The sequence below is a fragment of the Haloarcula litorea genome, assembly GCF_029338195.1.
GTDB lineage: Archaea > Halobacteriota > Halobacteria > Halobacteriales > Haloarculaceae > Haloarcula > Haloarcula litorea.
In genome coordinates, this window is record NZ_CP119779.1 from 1,836,314 (window position 1) to 1,850,397 (window position 14,084).

Annotated in this window: 19 protein-coding genes; 10 read left to right on the forward strand and 9 right to left on the reverse strand. The window is 69.1% G+C overall.

Annotated features, from left to right (window positions below):
- Positions 1-15: 15 nt before the first annotated feature.
- The 3 genes from P0592_RS09870 (at position 16) to P0592_RS09880 (ending at position 1,943) form a co-directional block, all read left to right on the forward strand.
- Positions 16-1,041: a DUF7972 family membrane protein gene (locus P0592_RS09870; RefSeq protein ID WP_276270717.1), complete on the forward strand. Its 1,026-nt coding sequence runs from the start codon at positions 16-18 to the stop codon at positions 1,039-1,041.
- 43 nt (positions 1,042-1,084) lie between these two features.
- Positions 1,085-1,402 carry an ASCH domain-containing protein gene (locus tag P0592_RS09875; protein ID WP_276270718.1) on the forward strand — a complete coding sequence of 106 codons (318 nt, stop codon included), beginning with the start codon at positions 1,085-1,087 and terminating at the stop codon, positions 1,400-1,402.
- Between the two features lie 64 nt (positions 1,403-1,466).
- Entirely contained in the window at positions 1,467-1,943 is a 477-nt protein-coding gene (locus P0592_RS09880; RefSeq protein WP_276270719.1) for a preprotein translocase subunit SecD family protein, read from the forward strand.
- Between the two features lie 9 nt (positions 1,944-1,952).
- On the opposite strand, the gene P0592_RS09885 is transcribed toward P0592_RS09880, so the two are convergent.
- The 3 genes from P0592_RS09885 to pdxT form a co-directional block, all read right to left on the reverse strand.
- Positions 1,953-2,669, reverse strand: coding sequence for a hypothetical protein (locus tag P0592_RS09885; protein WP_419181133.1), 717 nt, complete (start codon positions 2,667-2,669; stop codon positions 1,953-1,955).
- A gap of 163 nt (positions 2,670-2,832) precedes the next feature.
- A complete protein-coding gene (gene hisE, locus P0592_RS09890; RefSeq protein WP_276270721.1) occupies positions 2,833-3,129 on the reverse strand; it encodes a phosphoribosyl-ATP diphosphatase in 297 nt (98 codons plus the stop codon).
- A 36-nt stretch (positions 3,130-3,165) separates the two neighbouring features.
- On the reverse strand, positions 3,166-3,759 hold the full coding sequence (pdxT, locus tag P0592_RS09895) for a pyridoxal 5'-phosphate synthase glutaminase subunit PdxT (protein WP_276270722.1): 594 nt from the start codon (positions 3,757-3,759) through the stop codon (positions 3,166-3,168).
- Positions 3,760-3,856: 97 nt separating this feature from the next.
- Between pdxT and P0592_RS09900 the strand changes: the two genes are divergently transcribed.
- Positions 3,857-4,891 (forward strand): PrsW family intramembrane metalloprotease, encoded by a 1,035-nt coding sequence (locus P0592_RS09900; protein ID WP_276270723.1) that lies wholly within the window; start codon positions 3,857-3,859, stop codon positions 4,889-4,891.
- On the opposite strand, the gene P0592_RS09905 is transcribed toward P0592_RS09900, so the two are convergent.
- Complete coding sequence (locus tag P0592_RS09905; protein ID WP_276270724.1) at positions 4,888-5,466, reverse strand: riboflavin synthase; 579 nt, start codon at positions 5,464-5,466, stop codon at positions 4,888-4,890. The two genes, P0592_RS09900 and P0592_RS09905, sit on opposite strands and share 4 nt — an antisense overlap.
- Positions 5,467-5,661: 195 nt before the next feature.
- Here P0592_RS09905 and P0592_RS09910 point away from each other — a divergent pair, with 195 nt between their 5' ends.
- Complete coding sequence (locus P0592_RS09910) at positions 5,662-5,817, forward strand: hypothetical protein (protein ID WP_276270725.1); 156 nt, start codon at positions 5,662-5,664, stop codon at positions 5,815-5,817.
- On the opposite strand, the gene P0592_RS09915 is transcribed toward P0592_RS09910, so the two are convergent.
- Positions 5,814-7,019 (reverse strand): phosphoglycerate kinase, encoded by a 1,206-nt coding sequence (locus P0592_RS09915; RefSeq protein ID WP_276270726.1) that lies wholly within the window; start codon positions 7,017-7,019, stop codon positions 5,814-5,816. The two genes, P0592_RS09910 and P0592_RS09915, sit on opposite strands and share 4 nt — an antisense overlap.
- Positions 7,020-7,159: 140 nt before the next feature.
- Positions 7,160-8,167 carry a type I glyceraldehyde-3-phosphate dehydrogenase gene (gap, locus tag P0592_RS09920; protein ID WP_276270727.1) on the reverse strand — a complete coding sequence of 336 codons (1,008 nt, stop codon included), beginning with the start codon at positions 8,165-8,167 and terminating at the stop codon, positions 7,160-7,162.
- Positions 8,168-8,361: 194 nt separating this feature from the next.
- Between gap and P0592_RS09925 the strand changes: the two genes are divergently transcribed.
- The gene (locus P0592_RS09925; protein WP_276270728.1) at positions 8,362-8,748 is read left to right on the forward strand and encodes an Hsp20/alpha crystallin family protein; all 387 of its coding nucleotides are present in this window, start codon (positions 8,362-8,364) and stop codon (positions 8,746-8,748) included.
- Between the two features lie 12 nt (positions 8,749-8,760).
- Here P0592_RS09925 and P0592_RS09930 read toward each other — a convergent pair whose 3' ends face one another.
- Positions 8,761-9,621, reverse strand: coding sequence for an ATP-grasp domain-containing protein (locus P0592_RS09930; RefSeq protein WP_276270729.1), 861 nt, complete (start codon positions 9,619-9,621; stop codon positions 8,761-8,763).
- A 144-nt stretch (positions 9,622-9,765) separates the two neighbouring features.
- Between P0592_RS09930 and P0592_RS09935 the strand changes: the two genes are divergently transcribed.
- From P0592_RS09935 to P0592_RS09945, 3 genes are all read left to right on the forward strand, one after another.
- Positions 9,766-11,010, forward strand: coding sequence for a hypothetical protein (locus P0592_RS09935; protein WP_276270730.1), 1,245 nt, complete (start codon positions 9,766-9,768; stop codon positions 11,008-11,010).
- Between the two features lie 82 nt (positions 11,011-11,092).
- Positions 11,093-11,452 carry an ArsR/SmtB family transcription factor gene (locus P0592_RS09940; RefSeq protein ID WP_419181134.1) on the forward strand — a complete coding sequence of 120 codons (360 nt, stop codon included), beginning with the start codon at positions 11,093-11,095 and terminating at the stop codon, positions 11,450-11,452.
- A gap of 1 nt (position 11,453) precedes the next feature.
- On the forward strand, positions 11,454-11,792 hold the full coding sequence (locus P0592_RS09945; protein WP_276270732.1) for a DUF7521 family protein: 339 nt from the start codon (positions 11,454-11,456) through the stop codon (positions 11,790-11,792).
- Positions 11,793-11,876: 84 nt separating this feature from the next.
- Here P0592_RS09945 and P0592_RS09950 read toward each other — a convergent pair whose 3' ends face one another.
- Together P0592_RS09950 and P0592_RS09955 are read right to left on the reverse strand one after the other, a co-directional pair.
- The gene (locus P0592_RS09950; protein WP_276270733.1) at positions 11,877-12,092 is read right to left on the reverse strand and encodes a hypothetical protein; all 216 of its coding nucleotides are present in this window, start codon (positions 12,090-12,092) and stop codon (positions 11,877-11,879) included.
- A gap of 217 nt (positions 12,093-12,309) precedes the next feature.
- The gene (locus tag P0592_RS09955) at positions 12,310-12,843 is read right to left on the reverse strand and encodes a 50S ribosomal protein L16 (RefSeq protein WP_276270734.1); all 534 of its coding nucleotides are present in this window, start codon (positions 12,841-12,843) and stop codon (positions 12,310-12,312) included.
- 161 nt (positions 12,844-13,004) lie between these two features.
- Between P0592_RS09955 and P0592_RS09960 the strand changes: the two genes are divergently transcribed.
- Positions 13,005-14,003 carry a glutathione S-transferase family protein gene (locus P0592_RS09960; protein ID WP_276270735.1) on the forward strand — a complete coding sequence of 333 codons (999 nt, stop codon included), beginning with the start codon at positions 13,005-13,007 and terminating at the stop codon, positions 14,001-14,003.
- Positions 14,004-14,084 lie beyond the last annotated feature (81 nt).

The following is a 14,084-nucleotide window of genomic DNA, read 5'->3' on the forward strand; positions in this document are numbered from 1 at the left end:
GGTGAGGCCACATCGATGAGCCGGCTGTCCTGGCTCCGCTTCGAGAGCGAACTGCTGGGCAACGATCCCCGGGAGTGGTTCGTCCTGACCGGCGACCGACGGCTGGTGACCGTCCTGCAGGTCATCGGGCTCGCGGGGACGCTGGCCGTGGTGTTCGCCGTCGGACTGGTACCGCTGCGTGCCGACACGCCGGTCCTGTTCCTCCTGTTCGCGCTGATCGCGGGGAACTTCACGCTGATCGCCATCGTCACCTCGCTCAGCCAGTTCGTCCTCAGCCGCCGCCTGGAGTCCCCGGGGGACGTCCGCTCGGAGATCGACGACACCGTCGCCTACCGCCAGGACGTGGGCGAGACCACCGGGCAGTCGCTGATGCCGGTCAAGCCCGACGCCTTCTTCCGGCTGCTGTTCCGGAGCGCGCGCGACGACATCGAGCGCCTCGCGACCGTGACCGAGGAGACCCGGACCAGGCGGACCCGCGAGGAACTCGAGACGCTGGTCGCGGGGCTGGAGACCCACGTCGACTACGTCGTCGGCCTGCTGGAACGCGAGGAGAGCGAGATGAAACACGCGCTGTTCGCCTCGGTCACGACCGACTACGAGAACTACGTCCACCGGACGTGGTACCTCCAGACGGAGTACGCCGACGAGTACACCGACGCGGTGACGGAGCCGCTCGGTCGCCTGACCGAGACGCTGGAACACATCGTCGTCGCCAAGCGGCTGTTCAAGACGACGTTCATCGAGGCCGAGATCTCCGAGCTCTCGCGGTACCTGCTGTACGTCGGCCTCCCCGCACAGATCTCGGCCGTGCTGGTGACGCTGCTGTACACCACGAGCGGAGTCGCGCCGTCGGTGTCGCCGCCGGTGACGCGGGTGCTCGTCCCGGCAGTCCTCACGGCCGGGTTCACCCCCTTCTTCCTGCTGAGTTCCTACGTCGTCCGCCTGTCGGTGATGGCCCGTCGGACCGCCGAGCAGTTCCCGTTCAGCTCCCAGCTGGAGAGCGCGATGGCCGACCGCGACGAGTTCACGCGGGACGACTGAGCCCCCGCCACACGCTTTTCAGCCTCCCGTCCCCACAGCCGGTATGGCACACATCGACGCCGGCGAGGTCCTCCCCAACGAGCACGTCCAGCGGATGGCCGCCGACGGGACGATCACGCAGATGCACCGCGGCCACCGCTACGCCGACGAGGGCGACACCTTCGAGATCGACGGGACCACCTTCGAGGTGACCGACGTGACCGAGCGGACGCTGGGGGACCTGACCGACGAGGACGCTCGCCGGGAGGGCTCCGAAGACCTCGACGCGTACCGGGAGCGACTTCGTCGGGTCCACGACGAGTTCGAGTGGGACGACGACAGCGAGGTCGTCCGGCATCGGTTCCGCCCGATCGGGGAGTGAGGCGGTCGGTGGCGTCCCGGGGACCGGCACAAGACCTTTTCCGATCTGTGTGGTAGTCCCTGACGTGCCGCCCTCCAGACGAGCGACCCTCGCGGCGATCGGCGCGACGGCCGTCGCGCTGACGGCCGGCTGTTCGTCCCTCGACGCCGGTGGGGGTGCGACCGAGACGACCGCCGACGCGGCGTTCGTGGTCCGTCTCAGCGGCCCGGAGACGGACCGCGTCCTGTTCGACGGGGGCGACGTCGCGACCGTCGGGGAGGTAAAGACCGGCGGGAGCGCGGCCCGCCTCCCGCTGACCCTGACCGACGCGGCGACAGCCGACGTCGTCGAGACCTTCGAGACAGCCGGCGTCGACGAGACGCCCGAGGAGTACGCGATCCTGCAGTTCCACGAGGGCGAGGCGGTCGGTCGGTTCGGCGTCGCCCCCTCGCTGGCCGAGGCCGTCGCCGACGGCGAGTGGGACGGCCGCCTGTCGCTGACCTTCCCGGACCGCGAGCGAGCCGGCGAGGTCCGTTCGACCCTCGCCGACGGAAGCGGGTGAGCCGACCGCTCAGAAGCCGCCGTACCGCAGGTACACCATGTCCAGGATGAGCAGCAGCTGGAACAGTCCCTGGACCCCGCCCAGCATCGCGTTCTGCTTGCCGATGGCCGAGATGACGCCGGCGTCGGGCGCGGCGGAGGTCATCTCCTTGTAGATGCGGATCTCGCCGGGCATCAGGAAGCCAAAGCCCTGCACCGACAGCAGCGTCACCAGCACCAGCGCGACGGCGATGGCCGGCGACGTCATCTGGAACTGGCCGATCGTGGTTGCGACCCACGCCAGCGATCCGACGGTCCCGACGGCGAAGGGGACCTGCCAGCGCCAGTCCGACCAGGCGTTCAGCCGCCACCCCAGAAGCAGCAGGATGGGGATCACGTTCGCCGCGGTGAACAGCGCCAGCCACGGCGTCGCGTGCGGGAAGACGCCGAGCCGGAGCGCCAGCGTGATGCCGCCGGCGATGGTCACCAGCGCCATCGACGGCAGGAAGAACGCGGTCTTGGGCGTCAGCCGCTCGAAGACGGCCGCGCTCTGTTCCTCCTCCAGCCCGCCGATGACCGGGCCGAGGATCGCACCGAGGAAGATGTCGGTGCCGGTCCACAGCAGCCCGGCCATCACGTGGATGTACGTGTGTTGCTGGACCGTCGCGACGGTGGTCGCGTACGCCAGCGCCAGCACCGAGACGAGGACGACCCCCGTCGCGAACGCCGGATTCGCCCGCTGCCCCATCCCCGAGATCGTCCCGCGAACTGTCGACGTACTCATAGGAGACAGCTATCTACTCACCGACTTAATACCACCGGGTAGCTCGACGACTGATCCCCGGCACGGCCCCGACGCAGCCGGTGGCGTGGCTCCTGGCCGTCCGTTTGCGCTCCGCTCGCGCCCCTCGCTACCGCCGCTCGGCCAGCTCCGCCCGCAGGTCTTCGACGTCCATCCCCTTCATCGACAGCAACACCAGCAGGTGGTAGACGATGTCGGCGGCCTCGTGGGCGAGTTCCTCGCGGTCGTCGTCTTTCGCCGCGAGGAGCAGTTCAGTGGTCTCCTCGCCGAGCTTCTCCAGGACGGCGTTCTCGCCTTTCTCGTGGGTGAACAGCGAGGCGGTGTAGGAGTCCTCCGGCAGCGTCTCTTTGCGGTCCTCGATGACCGCGAACAGCTCGTCGACGATGTCCGCGTCGGCGTCGCTCATACCCGTGGGTGGCCGGCCAGCGCCTTCAGACCGTCGCTACGCCTGTACCGAGTCGAAAAAGGCCAGGTCGTGGACGCGGGAGTCGTCGGTCAGTTCCGGATGAAAGGAGGTGCCCACGACGGGGCCGTCCCGGACCGCGACCGGGCGGTCGTCCCACGACGCCAGCACCTCGACGCCGTCGCCGACGTAGTCGATGATCGGGGCGCGGATGAACACCGCCGGGAACGGCTCGTCCAGGCCCGCGACGTCCAGCGGGGCCTCGAAACTGTCCTTCTGCCGGCCGAAGGCGTTGCGCTCGATGGTCGCGTCGATCAGGTTCAGCGTCTCCACGCGGTCGTCCTGGGCGTCGGTGGCGGCGACGATGAGCCCCGCACAGGTCGCCAGGACCGGTTTGCCGTCGTCGACGTGTGCCTGGATCTCCGCGTCGATGCCCTCCCGACTGACCAGCCGCGAGATGGTCGTCGACTCCCCGCCGGGCAGCAGCAGGGCGTCGCAGTCGGGGACGATACCGGACTCGCGTATCTCGACGACCTCCGCCGTCTCGTCGTGGGCGGCCGCGGCCCGCTCGATGGCCGCGGCGTGTTCCGAGACGTCGCCCTGGACGGCGAGGACGCCAGCCCGCAGTGTCATACCGCGGGGTAGGCGACGGAGTAGCAAAACCCTCTCGTCTTCCGCAGCGCTCGCGAGCCGGCCAAACCGTTAGGAGTCGGCAGTCCCGAGAGTCGGTATGCCCGATCGACCCGAGGACCCGGTGGCGGCGGACGCCGACGAGTCGACCGACCTCTACGGCGTCGCCGACTGGGAGGTCCGGTCGCGGTTCGACTGGCTCGTCGTCGCGGTCTACCGGGTCGGGGTCTGGAGTCTGCGGGCGCTGGTCGTGGTTGCGGCGCTCGCGATCCTCGCGCTCCAGCTCGCCTTCGGGAGCCTCGGCGTGCTGGGCGTCCAGCCGCTGTTCGCGGTGCTTGCCGCGCTGTCGGCGGTGCCGGCGCTCCTGCTGGCGGCGTACATCTGGTACGCCGACGTGACGACCTCCGAGCCGCTGACGCTGCTGGTCGGGACGTTCCTGCTGGGCGTGCTGTTCGCCGGCTTCGCGGGGCTGCTGAACGTCGTCATCGGCGGGCCGGTCCAGGCCATCGGCTCCGGGTTCGGCCTGTTCGAGCCGGCGGGGCTGGTCGTGTTCTTCTTCCTCGTCGTCGGCCCCGTCGAGGAGGGCGTGAAACTGCTGGCGGTGCGCCTGTACGCCTACCGCGACGACCGGTTCGACGCGGTCGTCGACGGCGCGGTGTACGGTGCCGCGGCGGGGCTGGGCTTCGCCACCATCGAGAACGCGCTGTACATCGTCCAGAACACGGAGATGGTCGCCGGCACGGCCCAGGCGTTCGGTGCCGGAAGCGACGTTGCGGCGGTGCGGGCGCTGGCCGGCCCGGGCCACGTCATCTACTCCGCGTTCGCGGGCTACTACCTCGGCCTGGCGAAGTTCAACCCCGACGACGCCGGCCCCATCGTCCTGAAGGGGCTGGTCATCGCGTCGCTGGTCCACGCGACGTACAACACGCTGTCCGGTCCGGTGACGGTCGTGCTGGCGGAGGTGTACGGCGTCGGCCAGTTCGTCGCGTTCGTCGCGTTCGTCGCCGTCTACGACGGGATCTTCGTGGCGCTGCTGTTGCGGAAGCTCGCCGCCTATCGACAGGCCTACCGGCGGGCCAACGGTTCCGACCACGACCCGCCCGAGGGGGTCGACCTGACCGAGTTCGACCCCTAACAGAGCTGTTCGACGTACTTGGCGATCACGTCGACCTCCAGGTGGACGGGGTCGCCGACGGACTTCTCCGAGAGGGTCGTCTCCGCGTAGGTGGTCGGGATGATCGCCACGTCGAAGGCGTCCCCGCGTCGGTCGGCGACGGTGAGGCTGATGCCGTCGACGGTGATCGACCCCTTCTCGACGAGGTAGTCCCGCTGGGCGTCGGGCAGCGAGAAGGTGAACGTCCAGTCTTCCCCCTCCCGCTCGATACCGACCACCTGCGCGGTGGCGTCGACGTGGCCCTGGACGACGTGGCCGTCGAACCGGCCGTCGGCCGGCATCGCCCGTTCGAGGTTCACCCGGTCGCCCTCGGTCAGCGCGTCGAAGTACGTGCGATCGAGCGTCTCGCGGGCGAGGAACACCTCGACCCACTCGCCGTCGGCGTGGTCCTCGACCGTGAGACAGGCCCCGGAGACGCTGATCGACTGGCCGTGTCGCAGGCCCTCGAAGGGGGTCCCGATCCGCACCCGCCGGCCCCCCTCGTCGTCGACCACTCGCTGCACCTCGCCCGTCGCCTCGACGATCCCGGTGAACATACGCGACCGTAGGCCGCTCGGCGGGAAAGCACTTCGGCTCCGACCGTGTCGACTTCGAACTGGTCGACAGAGCCCGGTAGCCGTCGCCTACTCCGCCGGTCGCAGTCGCGGGATCGAACCCTTTACTCGGAACCGAGTGACTTATTTGCGAAACGTTGGAGAAGAAATTTAATGGGGACGCGCCTACCGACGGGTATGCCCGAGACGGCATCCCGACAGCGAGACGACGGAGACGACTGGGCGGCCAGACACGGACGCGTCCGCGGCCGGCCCGAGAAACGCCCGGTCGTCGTCACCGACGTCGAGGACGACTGGAAGGCACGCCACGCGGAGACGGACCGGGCCGCCTAGCGCTGCAGCACTTCCACGCCGATCAGTTCCGCGCCCGTCAGCGCGCGGATGTACGCGCCGCCGGCGATGGAGACGTGGCCGAACTCCGCTTCCTCCATCCCGTACATCTCGATGGCCCGAGAGGTGTCGCCGCCGCCGACGACGGAGAAGCAGTCGGTCTCGGCGATGGCCTCCAGCACGCCCGCGGTGCCGACGGAGAACCGCTCGTCCTCGAACATCCCCAGCGCCCCCTTCACGAACACGGCCTCGGAGTCCCTGATGATCGGGGAGTACTCCATCACCGTCTCGCTGCCGACGTCGAGGTAGGAGACGGTCTTCTCGTCGATGTCGTCGACGGACTGCTCGGCGCGGTCGCCGTCGTCGTCCTCGTAGGCGAGGTCGACGGCCAGCGTGATCTGGTCGCGGTGCTCCTCGAGCATCGACTCGATCTTCTCGCTGTTTTGCTCCCACTGCTCGTCGTAGAGGTCCGCGTCGTCGATGTCGTAGCCGACGGGGTAGCCGGCCGCGCGCAGGAACAGTTCGCCGGCGATCCCGCCCAGCAGGAAGTCGTCGACCTTCTCGTCTAAGTGGGTCATCACGTCGATGACGTCGGTGGCCTTGGTGCCGCCGACGACCATCGTCACCTGCCCGTCGAACTCCTTCTCGGCGATGGCGGTGTTGGCCTCGTACTCCGTCTCCATCACGCGGCCGGCGTAGGCGTCCATCACCAGCGGGAAGCCGACCAGCGAGGCGTGCGAGCGGTGGGCCGCCGAGTAGGCGTCGTTGACGTACGCGTCGAACTCCGGCTGGAGGGTCTTGACGAACTCCGTGTCGGCCTTGATCTCCGGGTCCTCCTCGGGCAGTTCGCCGTCGCACATCCGCGTGTTCTCCAGGACGAGCACGTCGCCCCCGGTCAGCCCGTCGATGGCGTCCAGCGCCTCGTCGCCGAAGGTGTCGGGGACGAAGTCGACCGGCGTCCCGACGTGGGCCTCGAGGATGTCGGCGTGCTGTTCCAGCGAGACGAAGTCGTCGCGGCCGGGGCGACCCTGGTGGGCCAGCACCGCGACCTCGAAGTCGCGGTCGACGAGTTCGCGGATCGTCTCGGCGTGGCGTCCGAACCGGCGGTTGTCCTGGACCTCGCCGTCCTCGATCGGTGAGTTCAGGTCGAGGCGCACGAGGACGCGCTGTCCGTCCGCGAGGTCGTCGAGCGTCTGGAAGGTCATCAGGCGGGAGAACGCCCGCCCGGCGTATAGTCGTTTCCGAGTCGGGAGCCGACACCAGACGGTGGTTCGGATGGTGGGGCTGCGGTGGCGAGCAGGGGAAGACGGGGCGTGCTAGAGCCTGCGACGCGACGGGAGAGTACCTACCGGTCCGCGATGTAGTCGGCCACGTCGAGCATCCGGTTCGAGAAGCCGTACTCGTTGTCGTACCACGTCAGGACCTTCGTCAGGCCGTTGACGACGTTCGTCGAGCCCAGGTCGACCTGCGAGGAGTAGGGGTCGCCGACGATGTCCGAGGAGACCACCGACTCGTCGGTGACGCCCAGCACGCCCGCCAGCTCGCCGCTGGCGGCGTCCTCGAAGGCCGCGTTCACGTCGCTCTCCGTGACGTCGGCCTCCAGGTCGGTGACGAACTCCGTGATGGAGCCGTTGGGGACTGGGACCCGGATGGCCATCCCGTCGAGCTTGCCCTCGAGTTCGGGCAGGACCTCGGTGGTGGCCTGTGCGGCCCCCGTCGAGGTGGGGATGATGTTCTCGGCGGCGGCCCGGCGGCGACGGGGCTTGCTGTTGGGACCGTCCATCAGGTTCTGGGAGCCGGTGTAGGCGTGGACGGTCGTCAGCTGGCCCGAGCGGATGCCGAACTCGTCGTCCAGCACCTTCGCGACCGGCGAGATGGAGTTCGTGGTACAGGAGGCGTTCGAGACGACGTCCTCGCCGTCGTACTCGTCGTGGTTGACGCCGTAGACGAGCTGCTTGACCGGCTTCTCGCCTTTCGGCGGGGCCGAGATGAGTACCTTGTCGGCACCCGCGTCGAGGTGCTGGCTGGCGTCGTCGTAGTTGCGGAAGATGCCGGTCGCCTCGAAGGCGACGTCGACGTCGAGGTCGTCCCAGGGCAGTTCCGAGGGGTCGGTCTCGTGGAAGACACCGGCCTCGAAGTCGGTGTCGTCGACGGAGAGGACGCCGTCCTCGACGCCGGCACCGTCGAGGGTGCCCATCACGGTGTCGTACTGGGCGAAGTAGTCGATCTCCTCGTCGTCCATCACGTCGTTGACGCCGACGATCTCGACGTCGTCGTTCTCTAGCGAGGCGCGGAACACGTTGCGGCCGATGCGGCCGAAGCCGTTGAGGCCGACGCGGACTGGGTCGCTCATACCGCCTAGAAAACCTCAGGTAGCGAGTAAAGTGTTTTCGGAGTTGTTGTGTGCGTGTTTGTTTACGCGCGGTGAGTTCCGAATGGATGATGAACACAGACACGGTGCCCGGTGGACGGACGGCCGACCGGCCGCGCCGTCGAGTCGTGTGCCCGACAGAAGGCTTTTGAGACGCACCCGCATAGCGGGTACCGATGAGACGGGATGACGACGACGACCCGTTCGACGAGTTCTTCCGGGAGATAGAGCGGATGATGGACGAGATGATGGGGTCGGAGGGGGACGTCCACATCGACCGAAACGGGCCCACAGAGGGGGCCGACCTGCACGTCGACGTCCACGAGACGGACGACGAGATCCGGGTCGTCGCGGACATCCCCGGGGCCGAGAAAGACGCGATCGATCTGAAGTGCGACGGGACCGTCCTCACCATCGACGCCGGTACCGCCACCAAGGAGTACCACGAGCGTCTCACGCTCCCCTCTCGGGTCGACGAACACTCGGCGTCGGCCACGTACAACAACGGCATCCTCGAGGTCACGTTCGACCGCGAGGAGGACTCCGCGGACATCGAGCTGTAGGCCGCTCCGTTTCTACTCCGCCGTCTCGCGGATCAGCTCGGCGATCCGGTCCCAGAAGTCGGGCTCGTACTTCGTCGCCGCGTCGATGGTCGGGCGCGCGTTGGTCTCGTTGACGACCGCCCGGTCGTCGGCGACCAGCAGGTCCACGCCCAGGTAGGGGATCTCCAGCACGTCGGCCGCCCGCTCGGCCAGGGCGCGCAGCTCGCTCGGCAGGTCGACCCCCTCGGCCTCGGCCCCGCGGTGGACGTTGTGTTTCCAGCGCCCGCGTGCACGGGCGTCCGCGGGCAGACGCCGCTCGACCGCGCCGACGTAGGTCCCGTCGACGACCATCGCGCGGTAGTCCCGGGCGTCGTCGATGCGCTCCTGGACGAGGAACGAGCGGTCGCCGGTCGCGCGGTAGTCGTGGACCAGGTCGAGGTAGTCCGCGATCCCCAGAAACGAGTCGAGGTCGTGAGCGGTCGTCACGCCGACGCCCCGCGTCGTGGAGTTGGGCTTGACCACGACGGGCGGCTCCAGTCGCTCGAAGGCGGCCACGAGGTCGGCCTCGTCGACGGGGTTCGAGACCAGCACGGTCTCGGGGACGGGAACGTCCGCCCGCCCGAGCCGCGCAAGCGTGTCGGCCTTGTTGCGCGAGCGGAGGATCGCCTCGCGGTCGTTGACCCAGGGCACGGAGAGCAGCGCGTCGGCGACCCCGCCCTCCATCAGCCGCGAGGGGTAGACGAACCCGACGTCGAACTCGTCGAACGGCGACGCGTCGAGCGGGACGGCCCGCTCGCTCGTCGCGACGTGGCCCACCTCGATGCCGCGCTCGGCGAGTGGTGCCCGCATCCGCTCGTAGGTCTCGGCCCGGGTGGCGACGGCGAGTCTCAGCATCTACCCGGAGGTAGGCCGGCGACCACATAGATGGTGTGCCCGCGTCGCTCCCTCCCGGTACAAAAAACCCGAGGGTCGGTCGCAGTCGGCCGCGACGGACCCGCCCGGTTCTTTACTTCGGGGGCCGTTCCTCCGGACACGACGATGTCACACGGACCGCCCGAGCCCTCCACCCGAACCGACCTGTCCCGCCGCGAGGCCCTCCGGCGCGGAGCCGCCGCCCTTGCCACCGGTACCGCGGTCGGCACCGCCGGCTGTCTCTCCAGCCTCCCGCCGCTCGGCGGCTCGCTCAGCTACGGCCGTCTGGACGTGCCGCCCGCCGACGAGCCGGCCTACCGGCGGTGGCTGCCGACCCCCGAGGCCTTCGACACCCGCTACGACGACGGGTACGCGTTCGCCTACGCGGAGCCCGGGCCGTACGTCGCCCGCGCACCCCGAACGTTCCGCGCCCGCCGCGCCTACGGCATCCGGGCGCTGGACTACTTCGGCGTCGGCTACGAGAACTTCGACCGACTGGTGTCTTGCGACCTCGGGACGGTGCTGGAAGGCGAGTTCGACCGCGACACGGTGACGGCGACGCTGGCAGACAGCGGCTACGCGTCCGAGGGGTCCTACCGCGGCTTCGACCTGTACGGCCGCCGCGACACCCGGCGGCGGGCCGCCGTCGGCGACGGCGTCCTCGTCTGGACCAGTGAGCGAACCGACGACCACCCCGACCTCGAACTGCTCGTCGACACCGGTGCCGGCGACCGCCGGCGCTACCACGAGGGCAGCGAGGCGTTCGCCGCGGTCAGCGAGGCCGCCGGCGCGAGCCGCCAGCTCGTCGCGGGCCCGTACAGTATGGACCCCCGCGACTACTCGGAGTTCGGGATCGACGCCGTCCGGCTCGGCGAGGACGCGGCCTACCAGGTGCTCGTGATGCGCTTCGCCGACGGTCGGACCCCGTCCAAGGGCGCGCTCGAATCCGCGTTCCGGGAGAGCCACCGCCTGACCGAGGCCCGGGACGGGACCGAGGTGACCGTCGACGGGCAGCTCGCGACGGTCGCGGCCCGCGCGCCGTTCGCGAGTCCCGTCGACCCGACACCGCCCGAGGACCCGCCTCAGGTGACGTGGGGCGCGGACTACGACGCCGACGCCGAGGCGCTGACGCTCCGGCACGAGGCCGGCGACCCCGTCCCGGGGTCGTGGCTCCAGCTCGACTTCGCCGACGAGCCCAACCCCAACGAGGTAGAGCACGTCCCGGTCTGGGAGGGGGTCGACCGGGTCGAACCCGGCGACACCGCGACCGTCGACCTCGCTGATCGACCGACGGCGACGGCGGTCAGCCTGCTGCTGTCGGACGGCGACTCGGGGATCGCGACGCTGTTCCGCTACGAACTACCACGGTGAGCCGACGATGCCCGGACTCTGTCAGCCGGCCGGCTCGGCCGGCCTCGCGATCCGTGCCCGCACCGACAGCTATTATCACGGGATGACAGACGGAACTGTGTCCGAGGCGTCCGAGCTGTCCTCGCTCGTCGCGGCGCTGGACGACGAGCACGTCAGGACGATCCTCGCCGCGACGAGCGACGAGCCGCGGTCGGCCAACGAGCTGAGCGAGCTGTGTGACGTGTCGGTCTCGACGGTCTACCGCCGCGTCGAGCGCCTGACCGAGCTCGACCTGCTGGCCGAGCAGACCCGCCCGCGGGCCGACGGCCACCACGACACCGTCTACGCCGCCACCCTGGAGCGGTTCGAGCTCACGGTCTCGGACGGCGAACTCGACTGGAGCGTCGACCGCCGCGGCGAGGACGTCGCCGACCAACTGAGCCGGCTGTGGGGGAACTTCTGAGATGCTGTCGCTCGGTTCCCCGCTCGGTCTGCTGGCCGGTGCCGCCGCGACCGCCTCCGCCGTCGTCGGGCTCTACATCGGCTACCACGCCTACCGGGGCCTCCGTCGCAACGACGACCCCTCGATGCGGTACCTCTCGGTCGGGATGTTGCTCCTGTTCGGGCTGGCGTACCTGCTGGCGGTCGGCGGACAGGGGCTCGTCGCCTTCCGGATCGTCCCCATCCGCTACCAGTCGGCGATCAGGCTGGTCGTCCGACTCGTCCAGCTCGTCGGCCTGCTGTGTATCGCCTACTCGCTGCGGATCGCGACCCGGAGCGCGGGGCCGGCGCGGGCGGACTGACTCATACGGTCTGTCGTAGCGATTTACCGGGACGCGCCGACCCCCGGGCCGGCGGTATCCGGAAATAATCTACAACGACCCGTGTCAGGCCTCGTCCCCGCCGCCGCTCCCCGCCTTTCGTCCGCGGGTCAGCGCCCACAGCACGAGGACGGCACCCTCGACCCGCGCTGCGGTGTACACCCACGGCCGGAGTTCGACGTCGTCTTCCGGGGTCGCCAGGCCCATCCAGAAGTCGACCACCCGGCGGGGCGCGAGCAGTTCGAGCAGTCCGAGCGCGAGGAGTAGCAGTCGGAGTACCATACCCGGAGCTACGACCTGTCGGCTGAATACGATTTCGGCGACGTGGCTGCGCCGACCCGACGCCGGCCAGACGAGCGGCGGGCGAGGTGGGCGGCCACCGCTCTCCCCGGAAGCGCGCCGGAGGCGCGCCTTCCGGAAGTTTTCGTACTAAATTTTTGCGAGGAGGGGTGCCCGCAGCGGCGCGAAGCGCCGCGAGGACACCCGACGACGTGAAAATTTAGGCGATGAGCAGTTCTTCGCCCCGCTCGACCTTCACGCGACAGGACGGGGTGATCTTGTTGTAGGCACGGCGGAACGCCTCCTTGACGGCGGGGGCGTCCTCGACGTTGCAGTAGGCGGTGAAGAGGGCCTCGCCGGCCTGGATGCGGGCGGCGGTGCCGACGATCTTCCCGAACGCCTGGCGCATCCCGTCGGAGACACGGTCGGCCCCGGCCCCGGTCGCCTGCTTGTTCTCGCGCAGGACCTGGTGGGGGAACTTCCGGAGGCGCATCTTGTAGTCGCCGTCCTCGCCCAGCTCCTTGATGAGGTGGCGGTTGGCCGACAGCCGCGAGGCCTCCAGGGAGCCGTGGCGGATCTGGACCGTCTCCTCGACGATGAGGCTGATCTGGACGTCGTACTCGTCGGCGTCCTTCTGCTTCTGGCCCATCTCGTGCTGTGCGATCTTCGACCCGGGGATGCCCGTGATGTACTCGCGTCGGGTGTACGCGGGCTTGTCGATGTCCCGGTACATCGAGGCAGGTTTCTCCGACATAGGTACTCTTGGCGAATACGTGGCCGAGCGACTTCAAAAGGGCTTCGAAGGACGGCGGTCGGCGTGGTGGGCCGTCACACGCCGGAGGGTGACCGCGTCCGACGGGTAGCATCCGTGTAACCTCGCCGGTTATACGTCTTCGCCGTCTATCCACAGTCGTTATGAATATGCTCGTCGACGGCGAGTGGCGGACCGACGCCTACGAGACCACCAACGAGGACGGGGAGTTCGACCGACAGGACACGACGTTCCGGGACCGCATCGAGGACGACCCGGACGCGCGGTTCCAGCCCGAGGCGGGGCGGTACCACCTCTACGTCTCCTACGCCTGCCCGTGGGCCCATCGGACGCTCCTCGTTCGCGCGCTGAAGGGGCTCGAAGACGCCATCAGCGTCGACGTCGTCGACCCCTTCCGCGACGAGGACGGCTGGCAGTTCACCCCCGAGAAGGCGGGCTGTGACGCCGACTCGCTGTACGACGCCGACTACCTCCGGGAGCTGTACGTGGAGGCCGACCCCGACGCGACCTGCCGGGTGACGGTGCCGGTGCTGTGGGACAAGCGGGAGGAGACCATCGTCAACAACGAGTCCGAGGAGATCCTCCGGATGCTCGACACCGAGTTCGACGAGGTCGCCGAACGCGACGTGGACCTCTACCCCGAGGGGTACCGGGACGAGGTCGACCGCATCATCGACGACATCTACGAGCCGATCAACAACGGCGTCTACCGGGCCGGGTTCGCGAAGTCACAGAGCGCCTACGACGAGGCCGTCACCGAGCTGTTCGACGCGCTGGACCACTGGGACGAGGTGCTGGCCGACCAGCGCTACCTCGCCGGCGACCGCCTGACGGAGGCGGACATCTGTATGTTCACGACGCTGGTCCGCTTCGACCAGGTGTACCACACCCACTTCATGTGCAATCACCAGTACATCCGCGAGTACGACAACCTCTGGCCGTACCTGCGGGACCTCTACCAGACCCCCGGCGTCGCCGAGACCGTGAACATGGACCACATCAAGGAACACTACTACACGACCCACCCCGACGTCACCCCGAGTCGGATCGTCGCGATGGGGCCGGACCTCGACTTCGCGGCGGCCCACGACCGCGACGAACTGCCCGGCGAGCCGCCGGCGGCGCTGTTCCAGACCGCCTGACTGGGCCGGCGACACCACCGATACCGGGCGGCGGGACGCTCAACCGGGGGACTCTTCGGCCCGGGTGACGCGACGAGCCGA

What these genes read in the sequence shown, in the direction of transcription:
- P0592_RS09910 (WP_276270725.1), top strand. Translation starts at nt 5,662, where the DNA reads ATGCCCGAGACGGCATCCCGACAGCGAGACGACGGAGACGACTGGGCG.
- hisE (WP_276270721.1), bottom strand. Translation starts at nt 3,129, where the DNA reads ATGAGCGACGCCGACGCGGACATCGTCGACGAGCTGTTCGCGGTCATC.
- P0592_RS09940 (WP_419181134.1), top strand. Translation starts at nt 11,093, where the DNA reads ATGACAGACGGAACTGTGTCCGAGGCGTCCGAGCTGTCCTCGCTCGTC.
- P0592_RS09925 (WP_276270728.1), top strand. Translation starts at nt 8,362, where the DNA reads ATGAGACGGGATGACGACGACGACCCGTTCGACGAGTTCTTCCGGGAG.
- P0592_RS09935 (WP_276270730.1), top strand. Translation starts at nt 9,766, where the DNA reads ATGTCACACGGACCGCCCGAGCCCTCCACCCGAACCGACCTGTCCCGC.
- P0592_RS09955 (WP_276270734.1), bottom strand. Translation starts at nt 12,843, where the DNA reads ATGTCGGAGAAACCTGCCTCGATGTACCGGGACATCGACAAGCCCGCG.
- gap (WP_276270727.1), bottom strand. Translation starts at nt 8,167, where the DNA reads ATGAGCGACCCAGTCCGCGTCGGCCTCAACGGCTTCGGCCGCATCGGC.
- P0592_RS09915 (WP_276270726.1), bottom strand. Translation starts at nt 7,019, where the DNA reads ATGACCTTCCAGACGCTCGACGACCTCGCGGACGGACAGCGCGTCCTC.
- P0592_RS09930 (WP_276270729.1), bottom strand. Translation starts at nt 9,621, where the DNA reads ATGCTGAGACTCGCCGTCGCCACCCGGGCCGAGACCTACGAGCGGATG.
- P0592_RS09900 (WP_276270723.1), top strand. Translation starts at nt 3,857, where the DNA reads ATGCCCGATCGACCCGAGGACCCGGTGGCGGCGGACGCCGACGAGTCG.
- P0592_RS09875 (WP_276270718.1), top strand. Translation starts at nt 1,085, where the DNA reads ATGGCACACATCGACGCCGGCGAGGTCCTCCCCAACGAGCACGTCCAG.
- pdxT (WP_276270722.1), bottom strand. Translation starts at nt 3,759, where the DNA reads ATGACACTGCGGGCTGGCGTCCTCGCCGTCCAGGGCGACGTCTCGGAA.
- P0592_RS09945 (WP_276270732.1), top strand. Translation starts at nt 11,454, where the DNA reads ATGCTGTCGCTCGGTTCCCCGCTCGGTCTGCTGGCCGGTGCCGCCGCG.
- P0592_RS09950 (WP_276270733.1), bottom strand. Translation starts at nt 12,092, where the DNA reads ATGGTACTCCGACTGCTACTCCTCGCGCTCGGACTGCTCGAACTGCTC.
- P0592_RS09960 (WP_276270735.1), top strand. Translation starts at nt 13,005, where the DNA reads ATGAATATGCTCGTCGACGGCGAGTGGCGGACCGACGCCTACGAGACC.
- P0592_RS09870 (WP_276270717.1), top strand. Translation starts at nt 16, where the DNA reads ATGAGCCGGCTGTCCTGGCTCCGCTTCGAGAGCGAACTGCTGGGCAAC.
- P0592_RS09905 (WP_276270724.1), bottom strand. Translation starts at nt 5,466, where the DNA reads ATGTTCACCGGGATCGTCGAGGCGACGGGCGAGGTGCAGCGAGTGGTC.
- P0592_RS09885 (WP_419181133.1), bottom strand. Translation starts at nt 2,669, where the DNA reads ATGGGGCAGCGGGCGAATCCGGCGTTCGCGACGGGGGTCGTCCTCGTC.